The sequence below is a fragment of the Streptomyces sp. NPDC047982 genome, from assembly GCF_043204165.1.
Taxonomy (GTDB): Bacteria; Actinomycetota; Actinomycetes; order Streptomycetales; family Streptomycetaceae; genus Streptomyces.
The window spans coordinates 18,709-29,482 of the sequence record NZ_JBIDBS010000037.1; the positions used below are offsets into that span (position 1 = coordinate 18,709).

The window sequence follows — 10,774 nt, forward strand, 5'->3', positions numbered from 1 at the left end:
TCCCGTGCGCGGAGGCCACCGAGGTGCGACCGGCCCGGCGGCCGCCGGGCACGGGCACCCCACCGGCGCGGGCATGCCGTGCCGGTACGCCCTACCGGCCGACCTCCTTGGTCACCAGGTCGACGGCCTCGTCCACGTCGTCCGTGACGTGGAACAGCAGCAGATCCCGGTCGGACGCCTTGCCCTGCGCCACCACCGTGTCCCGCAGCCAGTCCACGAGCCCGCTCCAGTACGCAGTGCCGAACAGCACGATCGGGAAACGGGTGACCTTCCCGGTCTGGACGAGGGTGAGCGCCTCGAAGAGTTCGTCGAGGGTGCCGAGGCCGCCGGGCAGGACGACGAAGCCCTGCGCGTACTTCACGAACATCGTCTTGCGGACGAAGAAGTAGCGGAAGTTGACGCCGATGTCGACGTGCGGGTTGAGACCGGACTCGAAGGGCAGCTCGATGCCGAGCCCCACGGAGATGCCCCTGGCCTCCCGCGCCCCCTTGTTCGCCGCCTCCATGGCGCCGGGGCCGCCTCCGGTGATCACCGCGAAGCCCGCCTCGACCAGGGCCCGCCCGATCTGCACGCCCGCCTCGTAGTCCGGCCCGCCGGGCCGGCTCCGGGCGGAGCCGAAGACGCTGATGGCGCTCGGGAGCTCGGCGAGTGCGCCGAAGCCCTCGACGAACTCCGACTGGATGCGCATCACCCGCCACGGGTCGGTGTGCACCCACTCGGAGTCGCCCTCGGTGTCCAGCAGCCGCTGGTCCGTGGTGCCGGGCTGCACCTGTTCCCTGCGGCGCAGTACCGGTCCGAGCCGCTGCTCCTCGGGGACGTGCGCACCCTCGGGGTTGCCCATGACCTGCTCCCTCCGACGACGGTCGACAGTCATCGTCGATGACCGTCTCTGTCAGCTCAGCCTAGAACCACGGAGGTTACGCGCGGGCGAATCCCTGAGGTCAGCCGGTCAGCCAGGAGCGAAGCCGCTCCTCGCAGTGGGCGATCCGGTCGATCCGCACGTGCTCGTCGCGCTTGTGGGCGAGGAGCGGGTCGCCGGGGCCGTAGTTCACCGCGGGGATGCCGAGGGAGCCGAAGCGGGAGACGTCGGTCCAGCCGAACTTGGGGCGGGCGGTGCCGCCGACCGCCGCCATGAACGCCTTCGCCGCCGGGTGGGAGAGGCCGGGCATGGCCGCGCCCGAGTGGTCGTCGACGACGAACTCGGCGACACCGCAGTCCGCGAAGACCTCGTGGACGTGGGCCAGCGCCTCCTCGGCGGTGCGGTCGGGTGCGTACCGGTAGTTGACGACGACGGTGCAGGCGTCGGGGATGACGTTGTTGGCGACACCGCCCTCGATCCGTACCGCGTTCAGGCCCTCGTGGTATTCGAGGCCGTCGATGACCGGGCGGCGCGGTTCGTACGCGGCGAGGCGGGCCAGGATCGGGGCGGCGGCGTGGACGGCGTTGGACCCCATCCAGCTGCGCGCGGAGTGGGACCGCTCCCCCTCGGTGCGCAGGAAGACCCGCAGGGTGCCCTGGCAGCCGCCCTCGACCTCGGCGTCGGAGCCCTCCAGGAGGACCGCGAAGTCGCCCGCCAGCCAGTCGGGGTGGGCCTCGGCGACGTGTCCGAGACCGTTGAGGTGCGCGGCGACCTCCTCGTTGTCGTAGAAGACGAACGTCAGGTCGCGGTTGGGCTCGGGCACGGTCGCGGCGATCCTCAACTGGACGGCGACGCCCGACTTCATGTCGGAGGTACCGCAGCCCCAGAGCACGCCGTCGTCGTCGAGCCGGGACGGCACGTTGTCCGCGATCGGCACGGTGTCGATGTGTCCGGCGAGCACGACCCGCTCGGCACGGCCCAGGTGCGTCCGGGCCACGACGTTGTTGCCGTGCCGGTCGACGGTCAGGTGCGGCAGGGTGCGCAGTGCCGCCTCGATGGCATCGGCGAGTTCCTTCTCCTGGCCGCTGACCGATGGGAAGTCGACGAGCCGGGCAGTCAGCGCGGGGCCGTCCAGAGTGAGGTCAAGGGTGCTTTCGGTCATGACACCGACCATAGCGACCACGGCCCGGCCGCCCCGACGCCCTGTGCCCGGCCCGGCTGCGCGGCGAACGGGCCCTGCGTTCCTGCGGCCTGCGCGGCACCCGGACCCCGGGGCCCTCGGCCCCGGGCGGGCACTCCAGTACGGTGGCCCCGTGTCCCGGACCCTCACCCCAGCCCGCCGCCACACCGGCCTCGGCCGCCTCTTCCGTATCGTGGCCGCTCTTGTCGTACTCGCCGCCCTGGGCGGCTACGTCCTCATGCAGTACATCACCGGCAGAACGGTCGCCCAGGGGTGCACCGTGGAGTCCACCGACGGCTCGACCGGCGAGAGCCGTACGTACCGGCTGAGCACGGAACAGGCTTCGAACGCCGCGACCATCTCCGCCGTCGGCACCTCGCGGGGCATGCCCGAACGGGCGGTGACGATCGCGCTGGCGACCGCGTTGCAGGAGTCCGCGCTGCGCAACATCGACCACGGTGACCGGGATTCGCTGGGGCTGTTCCAGCAACGGCCCTCGCAGGGCTGGGGAACCGAGGAGCAGATCATGGACCCGGTCTACTCCGCGGGCGAGTTCTACCAGCACCTGGCCGAGGTCCCCGGCTATTCGCGGCTGCCGTTGACGGTCGCCGCGCAGCGGGTCCAGCGCAGTGGCTTCCCGCAGGCGTACGCGAAGCACGAGCCGGACGCGGCCCTGCTGGCGGCGGCCCTGACCGGCCGCGCACCGGCCACGCTGAACTGCAATCCGCCGCGGACGACGGACGTGGCCCCCGACGCCGCGAAGGTGCGGACGGAGCTGGTACGCGCCTTCGGCAAGGACGTGCTGCCCTCGGCGCAGCCGTCGGCCGAGGGTTCGCCGGGCGCGGCCGGTGCGCCGTCGACGAGCACGATCGCCGTGCCGGTGCGGACGGCCCCCGATGCCCGGGACGGCGACGCGACGCGACGCGGCTGGGAGCTGGCGCACTGGGCGGTCGCGCAGTCCGCGTCACTGGGCCTGGACGAGGTCACGTACGCGGACCGGGTGTGGAAGGCCGGAGAGGGCTGGCGCACGGAGCACAGGGGCTCCGAGAGCGACAAGGGCGGCGGCACGGAATCGAAGCCCGAGAGGGTCCACATCAAGCTCGCACGCTAGGGCAACGTCTGCCCGTCAAGGAGTGCGTCCGGCGCGTGCTCTCGGCGTTCCGACCGAAAGCCCTCGTACCGGGCGTACTTGGCTTTTCGACCGGTGCGGCGAGAGGGCGTGCCGGGTGCCGCGACGGGGCGAACGTTTCCTGATGCGGCACCAGTACGAACGATCGCCCGGAGGTGTCATCCGCCCGCCCCGCGAACGCGCCTCGTACCCACCCCTTCCCCGCCACCCCTGGTTCCCTCGATTCTCCTTCGTCGCAAGCGAAATGACGGACGCTCAGCTCGATCGGAAATGGATCCTCCCCCGGGTCGCCCCGGCATGGAGGACATGGTGCGTTACCGACTCTTTACCTCGATTCACCGCAACCTCTCCCGCCCCCATGACGGTTGTCATTGCGTCCGATCAACGGACAGACAGATTCCTCACCCCGTCGAAGGAGCATCATGTCCCTCCCCCTGACCCGCCGGATCACCCGTGCCGCCCTGCTGCTCGCCGCAGGCGCCGCCCCCGTGATCGGCGCGGCCGGAGCCGCGGGTGCCGCGCCGATCCCGCAGACGCCGGACCTCGGCGGCCTGACCTCCGTCGACGGCTCCGGTCTCGGCAAGACGGTCGACGGCGCGTCGAAGCAGGGCACCAAGGCGACGGGCGAGACCGGCGGCAAGATCGTCGGAACGACCCTCCCGGCCGCGGGCAAGACTGTCGACAAGGCGGGATCCGAGACCGCCCCGACCGTGCAGAAGACCGCCGGGGGCGCCGCGGGCACCGCGGGCGAGGTCCTCGGTGGCACCACGGGCACCGCGGCCAAGGGCGGCCTGCCCACGAAGGGGCTCCCCACCGAGGGGCTGCCGATCGGCTGAATCGGCCACATGGACCGAGTCTGTCGAGTCGGCTGCATCGGCTGAATCGGCTGGTCCGGTCCGTCGTCACCTCATACGCGAGGGGCCACGGGAGTCACGCCGTACGTGCACTCCCGCGGCCCCTCGCGCACTCCCACGGCCCTGCGGGCGGCTGCGGGCCGCTGCGGGTCAGCCGTGGGCCAGCCGCTTGACCGCAGCGGCCACTCGCTCGTCCGTCGCCGTGAACGCCACGCGCACGAAGCGGTCACCGGCCGGCCCGTAGAAGTCCCCCGGTGCCACCAGGATGCCGAGCTCCGCCAGGTACGCCACGGTGTCCCAGCAGGGTTCGTCCCGCGTCGCCCACAGGTAGAGGCTCGCCTCGCTGTGCTCGATCCGGAAGCCGTGGGCCTCCAGCGCGGTGCGCAGGGCGGCGCGCCGCTCCGCGTACCGGGCGCGCTGCTCGGCGACGTGCTCGTCGTCGCCGAGGGCCACGGCCGCCGCCGCCTGGACGGGGGCCGGGGTCATCATGCCGCCGTGCTTACGGATCAGCAGCAGTTCACCGAGCACGGACGCGTCGCCGGCGACGAAGGCCGCGCGGTACCCGGCAAGGTTGGAGCGCTTGGAGAGCGAGTGGACGGCGACGACGCCCTCGTACGTACCGCCGCAGACGTCCGGGTGCAGCACGGAGACGGGCTCGGCCTCCCAGCCCAGTTCCAGGTAGCACTCGTCGCTGAAGACCAGGACACCGTGCTCGCGCGCCCACGCGACGATCCGGGTCAGCTCGTCCTTGGCCAGGACGCGGCCGGTCGGGTTGGACGGCGAGTTGAGCCAGAGCAGCTTCAGACCGTCCGGGTCCAGCTCCGTGGGGTCGTCGTAGACGACGGGCTCGGCGCCGCAGAGCCGGGCGCCCACCTCGTACGTCGGATAGGCCAGGCGCGGGTAGGCCACCTTGTCGCCCGCGCCGAGTCCGAGCTGGGTGGGCAGCCAGGCCACCAGTTCCTTGGAGCCGACGACCGGCAGCACGTTCTCGTGCCTCACCCCGACGGCGCCGAGCCGCCGCCCCACCCACCCGCTGATCGCGTCACGCAGTTCGGTGGTCCCCCACACCGTCGGATAACCGGGGCTGTCCGCCGCGTCGACGAGTGCTCGCCGGATCAGCTCGGGCACCGGGTCCACGGGCGTACCCACCGACAGGTCCACGATGCCGTCCGGGTGGGCGGAGGCCGTCGACTTGTGGGGCGCGAGCTTGTCCCAGGGGAAGTCCGGGAGACGGGAGGAGAGGGAGGAACGGCGAGGGGAGACTGCGGACACGGATCTCTGCTTTCTCGTTACAGGGGCCGCTGAAGCCCATGGGAGCCGCTGCGGCCGCCGACGTGCGAAAACGCCTCGGCCCCGTACGGGACGAGCCGTACGGGACCGGGCGACGCACGTGCGGCCCGCCGATTACTGGTTCTGCGGCGGCAGCGCGGCGATGAACGCGTGGTCGCGCTCGATCAGGCCCAGCTTGGAGGCACCACCCGGCGACCCGAGGTCGTCGAAGAACTCGACGTTCGCCTTGTAGTAGTCCTTCCACTCCTCCGGGGTGTCGTCCTCGTAGAAGATCGCCTCGACCGGGCACACCGGCTCACAGGCTCCGCAGTCGACACATTCGTCCGGGTGGATGTACAAGGACCGCTGGCCCTCGTAGATGCAGTCGACGGGGCACTCTTCGATGCAGGCCTTGTCCTTCACGTCGACACAAGGCTGCGCGATGACGTAGGTCACGCTGTCGTTCCTCCTCGGTAGGGCGTTGGCTCTCGCGCGGGAGCGCGGCGTCGTCGATGCCCACCCCTAGTATCTCCGTTCCCGGGCACGAACCGAACAGGAGGGGCGGACAGAGCTGTGGAATTCACCGTCGGCGGACGACTCGAGGTCCGAATTGCACCGACTGACGTGGGCAAACGGGTATCAGTCCGGCGCGCATCGGCACAGCAGGCGCAGGGGCCGAGGTTCACGGACACGGTCGGCGTTCTCACATCATGGGAACATGGTGTGCTGTCGATCACAACGAAGAACGGCGAATCCGTCCGCATCGCGGAATCGTCCCTCGTCGCGGGCAAGGTCGTCCCCGCCGCCCCGGCCCGGCGGCGCGGTGTCCCCGCGGCCTCCTTCGAGGAGCTCGCGCAGGTCTGCGCCCGGGCCTGGCCGCCGGTGGAGAGCGAGGCCCTGGGCGACTGGCGGCTGCGGGCCGCGGGGGGATTCACCCGGCGGGCGAACTCCGTGCTGCCGCTCGGCGATCCCGGCGTTCCGCTCGACGAGGCGCTCCGGTACGTCGAGCGGTGGTACGGGGAGCGCGGGCTGCCCGTGTACATCCAGGTCGCGACCGGCGCCGAGGGCACCCAGGAACGGCTCGGCGCGGCGCTCGACGAGCGCGGCTGGCGACGCGAGGTCACGACGGAAGTACGGGTTGGCGCGGCGGCCCCCGTCGCCGACCTGGACGCCGACGTGACGGCGGTGCGGCTGAGCCGGGACCTCGACGAGGCATGGCTCTCCCGCTACCAGCGCTGCGAGCCACCGGGACGCCCGGGACCGCATGTCCTGGAGGTGCTGCGCGGCGGCCCCTCGGTGTGGTTCGCCTCCGTGCCGGCCGATGCCGGGGACGAGGACGCGGCCGGGGCGCCCGCGGCGATCGGGCGGTGCGTGGTGGACGGGCGGTGGGCCGGGTTCATGGCCGTGGACGTGGCCCCCGGGTACCGGCGCCGAGGGCTCGCCACCGCCGTGATGACCGCGCTCGCCCGCCGCGCGCTGGACGAGGGCGCCTCCGCGGCGTGGCTCCAGGTGGAGTCGGACAACGAGGCGGCGCGGGCGCTCTACGACGGCATGGGGTTCGCGGTGCACCACCGGTACCACCACTTCCGGCCGGCATGACGGGGCAGGGGCGGCGTGAGATCAGGCACCGGCGTGGGATCGGAGATCGGCATGGCAGGGCAGGGGGCCGGCGTGGCGGACCAGAGGGCGGCAGAGCGGGAAGCCGGCATGGCGGGGCGCCCGACGGACGGCGGACAGCCCGACGGGCCGCGGACAGCCCGACGAGCCGCGGGGAGTGCGATGAACGGCGGGGAGTGCGATGAACGGCGGGGAGTGCGATGAATGCTGACCGGCCCGGTCCGCACGGGCGGTCCGAGGACCCGGGCCGCCGGGACGAGCTGTTGCGGCAGTTCGCCGCCGAGGCGCGCGCCGAACGGCCGGACCTGGCCCAGCTCTGCCTGCTGCTGGCCGCCGTGGCCGACCCCGCGCTGAACGCGAACGGGATCGACGCGGCGCAGATCGAGCTGGACGAGCTGGCGGGACGGCTGCCGTACGGACTGCGGGGCGCCCGGGCATGGGCTTCGGCACTGGCGGAACTGCTCGGCGAGCGGTGCGGTTTCGCGGGCTCGTCGGCGGACTACCGACGGCTGGAGTCGTCGCTGCTCCACGAGGTGCTGCGGCGGCGGCGCGGGCTGCCGATCCTGCTGTCGGTGGTGTGGATCGAGGTGGCCCGACGGGCGGGCGGCCCGGTCTACGGGGTGGCGCTGCCGGGGCACTTCGTGGTCGGGTTCGGCGATCCGTCGGAACGCGTGCTGGCCGACCCCTTCGACGGCGGCCGGCCGCTGACGGGGCAGGACGCGGAGCTGCTGGTGGCCGGGACGACGGGCGCGCCGCTGGAGGAGTCGATGCTGGCGCCCGCCCGCCCGCTGGAGATCGTGCTGCGGGTCCTGAACAATGTCAGGGCCTGGGCGGCGGCCCGCCCGGAGCACACGGACGTGGCACTGTGGGCGGTGGACCTCTCCCTGTTGCTGCCCTCGCACCCGGCCCGGCTGCGGTACGAGCGCGCGCAGCTGCTCGTACAGAGCGGGCAGTTCCTGCGCGGGGCGGCGGAGATGGAGGAGTACGCGGACGTGGTCGCTGGGATCGAGCCCGAGGCGGCCGAGGCGATCCGCCAACGGGCGCGGGCGGCACGGGCGTTGCTGAACTGAGCGCTGCGGGCTCGTGACCGGTGTCGCCTGACGGCTTTCGCCGCCCGTGGACTCCAATGGCCCGGAGTGCTGGACATCGGGCCGTGCCTGTGTCTTTCGGGCGCCGTTCCCATGCCGTTCCCGCGTCTTGCCCGTCTTTTTCCCCGCACACGGAAGTGGATGCCGTCGGCCGGAACCGAACTCCCCGGTCCCGGTTCCGGTGCCGGTCCCGATGCCGGTTCCGGTCCCGGTGCGGTCTGTCGGTTCGTGTACGCCGCACGGTGGATTCATGGGCGCTTTGGGCCGGATCACAAGGCGGACGACCGGTGCGACCCTCGGCGCAACGGCGTACGCCGCCGGGTGTGTGACGCACCGAAGCGCACCGCCAACCGCCTTGCGCGTACGTCGAGTTCGGCATCGAAAGAGGATCGCAACGGGACCATCGGGGGGCGCCCGCGCCACGGTGCCGGAACCCCGGCAAACGGGTGGAAGGCCGCCGCTCAAACCTCGCGAAGCGCCGCGTGCAATCCAACGGGTGATTATCCGCCCCGCACCACCCGATGAGCCCACGGCTTCGCTCGAATGCGGCGCTCCCCGATGGCGCGCGACAGCATTCCGGCTGACGGTGGATCACGTCGCCACTGCTCCACACCGAGTCGACACCCTGTCACTCTTCGCAGTCGCGACGGGAAGGAACGTGTTCAGATGCGCTCTGCCCGCACACTGTTCGCTACGGCCGTTGCCACAGCGGCCCTCGCCATCACCGGTCCCTCCGCCTACGCCGTGACCACGGCGGGGGACGCGGCGCAGGCAGCCGGCTCCTCGTCCTCGCGCGGCGACGAGCACGGAGGAAACGGCTCCGACGACGGCGGCCACGGTGGTGACCGTGGCGGTCGCGGCGGTGACGACTCCGGCGACCGCGGTGGTCGCGGCGGCGATGACTCCGGCGACCGCGGTGGTGACGACTACGGAAACGGCGGCTACGGCGATGACGAGGGCCGACCCCAAGGCGGCGTGAACACCGGCGGCGGCTTCATGGCCGCGGTGACCGCCGGGGACGAGGGCGGCCGCGGGGGCGACGACTCCGGCGACCGCGGTGGTCGCGGGGGCGACGACGGCGGAAACGACGAAGGCGGTCGCGGCGGCGACGACGGCGGAAACGACGAAGGCGGTCGCGGCGGAAACGACGAAGGCGGCCGGGGCGGCGATGACGGCGGCAAGCCCCGAGGCGGCATGGACACCGGCGGCGGCTTCATGGCGGCGGTGACGGCCGGGGACGAGGGCGGTCGCGGGGGCGACGAGGGCGACCGCGGTGGTCGCGAAGGCGACGAGGGCGACCGCGGTGGTCGCGAAGGCGACGAGGGCGACAGCGGCGGTCGCGAAGGCGACGAGGGCGACAGCGGCGGTCGTGGAAGCGATGACTACGGACAGGGTGGCGACGAGGGCCGACCCCGCGGCGGCGTGCAGACCGGTGGCGGCGGGACGGCGATGACCGGCAACAGCCTGGCCGCCGGTTCGGTGCTGCTGCTCGGCGGGCTCGGCGTCGGCGCGTACAAGCTGCGTCGTCGTCGGTCGGCGGGTGACGCGATCGTCTGACCGGGTCGACCACGACCCGACCCATGACCCGTCAACCGGTCGCTCGTGCGTCGCGGCCGTCGCTCCTGAAGGAGCGACGGCCGCGGCGGCTTCGTTTCCGCCCCGACGCCCCGCACCCGCCCCGCCTCGCGCAAGTGAAAGGGACACCCCCATGGCCGCCTCGCAGCCACCCGGCTCCACCCCCTGCCGCAAGGCCCACGCCTCCCGATCGCGCCGCCACTTGCTGTGGCCGGCCATGGCGGCCGGGCTCGGCATGGTCATGATCTACAACTCGTTCGACGACGTGGCCGACGGCACGGTGCCGCCCCCGCCCGCCGCCGCCTTGGCTCCCGCGATGCCCGCCCCACCCGAGGAGGTGCTCGGTTCGCACGCTCCGCCCCGCCCGGCCCCCCAGGGCGACGGACCGGCGATGCTGCGCTCGGTCCCGACGCGGCTACGCATCCCGGCCCTCGCCGTCAACGCTCCCTTCACCGATCTGGCCCTCGGCCCCGACGGCCGGCTGAACGCGCCGCCCCCGAACGACAGCAACCTGGTCGGCTGGTTCAAGGACGGCGTCACGCCGGGTGAGCGCGGCACCGCGATCGTGGCGGGCCACGTCGACACGAAGACCGGTCCCGCCGTTTTCCTCCAGCTCCGGCGTCTCAAGCGGGGGTCCGAGGTCGACATCACCCGCGCCGACGGCTCCGTGGCCACGTTCAAGGTGGATTCCGTCGAGACGTTCAAGAAGGCGAAGTTCCCGGACGAACGGGTCTACGGCGACACCCCGTCCGCCCAGGTCCGCCTGATCACGTGCGGCGGCGTATACAACAAGAAGGCCAAGGACTACGAGGACAACGTGGTGGTGTTCGCCCACCTGGACTCGCCCAAGAAGGGCTGACGGTCACGCCTCAGCGACTCGGGCCCGGTCCCCGTACGCCCCGGAACGGCGTACGGGGACCGGCGCGGCCTTGCGTACGACGGCAGTTGACCGCCGACGCCCGTATGTCGCCCTCAGCACCGCACGACGCCCTCGGTATCGACGACCGGGCCGTACGGGTTCTTGCCGCCCCCGTACAGAAGCACACTCCGCCCCCTGGTGAACACAACCACAGGGATCTCACCCGGCGGTGTGCATCGTCCGCACAGATTGACGCTCTCCCTCCTGAAGGAGGGAGATTCTTACGGCTCGCGCCGTGAGACTTCCTGTTTCATCGCCGACTGCCCGCCCGGAGTTCTCCGTTG

The 10,774-nt window shown here is 72.3% G+C and carries 10 protein-coding genes; 6 read left to right on the top strand and 4 right to left on the bottom strand.

The window, feature by feature from the left end; genetic code table 11:
• Nucleotides 1–91: 91 nt before the first annotated feature.
• Nucleotides 92–841: a TIGR00730 family Rossman fold protein gene (locus tag ACGF2V_RS29880; protein WP_362627481.1), complete on the bottom strand. Its 750-nt coding sequence runs from the start codon at nucleotides 839–841 to the stop codon at nucleotides 92–94.
• Nucleotides 842–941: 100 nt separating this feature from the next.
• The gene (gene dapE / locus ACGF2V_RS29885; RefSeq protein WP_362627485.1) at nucleotides 942–2,021 is read right to left on the bottom strand and encodes a succinyl-diaminopimelate desuccinylase; all 1,080 of its coding nucleotides are present in this window, start codon (nucleotides 2,019–2,021) and stop codon (nucleotides 942–944) included.
• 151 nt (nucleotides 2,022–2,172) lie between these two features.
• On the opposite strand from dapE, the gene ACGF2V_RS29890 reads away from it, so the two are divergent.
• Together ACGF2V_RS29890 and ACGF2V_RS29895 are read left to right on the top strand one after the other, a co-directional pair.
• Nucleotides 2,173–3,150: a hypothetical protein gene (locus tag ACGF2V_RS29890; protein WP_362710749.1), complete on the top strand. Its 978-nt coding sequence runs from the start codon at nucleotides 2,173–2,175 to the stop codon at nucleotides 3,148–3,150.
• A 440-nt stretch (nucleotides 3,151–3,590) separates the two neighbouring features.
• Complete coding sequence (locus tag ACGF2V_RS29895) at nucleotides 3,591–4,004, top strand: ATP-binding protein (RefSeq protein ID WP_362627491.1); 414 nt, start codon at nucleotides 3,591–3,593, stop codon at nucleotides 4,002–4,004.
• Between the two features lie 168 nt (nucleotides 4,005–4,172).
• Here ACGF2V_RS29895 and dapC read toward each other — a convergent pair whose 3' ends face one another.
• Nucleotides 4,173–5,294 (bottom strand): succinyldiaminopimelate transaminase, encoded by a 1,122-nt coding sequence (gene dapC, locus ACGF2V_RS29900; RefSeq protein WP_362710746.1) that lies wholly within the window; start codon nucleotides 5,292–5,294, stop codon nucleotides 4,173–4,175.
• 132 nt (nucleotides 5,295–5,426) lie between these two features.
• Nucleotides 5,427–5,747, bottom strand: a complete 321-nt coding sequence (gene fdxA / locus ACGF2V_RS29905) for a ferredoxin (RefSeq protein WP_018956287.1) — start codon at nucleotides 5,745–5,747, stop codon at nucleotides 5,427–5,429.
• A gap of 117 nt (nucleotides 5,748–5,864) precedes the next feature.
• Here fdxA and ACGF2V_RS29910 point away from each other — a divergent pair, with 117 nt between their 5' ends.
• From ACGF2V_RS29910 to ACGF2V_RS29925, 4 genes are all read left to right on the top strand, one after another.
• On the top strand, nucleotides 5,865–6,890 hold the full coding sequence (locus tag ACGF2V_RS29910) for a GNAT family N-acetyltransferase (RefSeq protein ID WP_362627497.1): 1,026 nt from the start codon (nucleotides 5,865–5,867) through the stop codon (nucleotides 6,888–6,890).
• A 218-nt stretch (nucleotides 6,891–7,108) separates the two neighbouring features.
• Complete coding sequence (locus ACGF2V_RS29915; protein WP_362627500.1) at nucleotides 7,109–7,978, top strand: transglutaminase-like domain-containing protein; 870 nt, start codon at nucleotides 7,109–7,111, stop codon at nucleotides 7,976–7,978.
• 684 nt (nucleotides 7,979–8,662) lie between these two features.
• On the top strand, nucleotides 8,663–9,553 hold the full coding sequence (locus ACGF2V_RS29920) for a hypothetical protein (protein ID WP_362710743.1): 891 nt from the start codon (nucleotides 8,663–8,665) through the stop codon (nucleotides 9,551–9,553).
• Nucleotides 9,554–9,704: 151 nt separating this feature from the next.
• The gene (locus tag ACGF2V_RS29925) at nucleotides 9,705–10,430 is read left to right on the top strand and encodes a class F sortase (RefSeq protein ID WP_362625455.1); all 726 of its coding nucleotides are present in this window, start codon (nucleotides 9,705–9,707) and stop codon (nucleotides 10,428–10,430) included.
• The last annotated feature ends 344 nt before the right edge of the window (nucleotides 10,431–10,774 follow it).

What these genes read in the sequence shown, in the direction of transcription:
- ACGF2V_RS29880 (WP_362627481.1), bottom strand. Translation starts at nt 841, where the DNA reads ATGGGCAACCCCGAGGGTGCGCACGTCCCCGAGGAGCAGCGGCTCGGA.
- dapE (WP_362627485.1), bottom strand. Translation starts at nt 2,021, where the DNA reads ATGACCGAAAGCACCCTTGACCTCACTCTGGACGGCCCCGCGCTGACT.
- ACGF2V_RS29895 (WP_362627491.1), top strand. Translation starts at nt 3,591, where the DNA reads ATGTCCCTCCCCCTGACCCGCCGGATCACCCGTGCCGCCCTGCTGCTC.
- ACGF2V_RS29915 (WP_362627500.1), top strand. Translation starts at nt 7,109, where the DNA reads ATGAATGCTGACCGGCCCGGTCCGCACGGGCGGTCCGAGGACCCGGGC.
- ACGF2V_RS29920 (WP_362710743.1), top strand. Translation starts at nt 8,663, where the DNA reads ATGCGCTCTGCCCGCACACTGTTCGCTACGGCCGTTGCCACAGCGGCC.
- ACGF2V_RS29925 (WP_362625455.1), top strand. Translation starts at nt 9,705, where the DNA reads ATGGCCGCCTCGCAGCCACCCGGCTCCACCCCCTGCCGCAAGGCCCAC.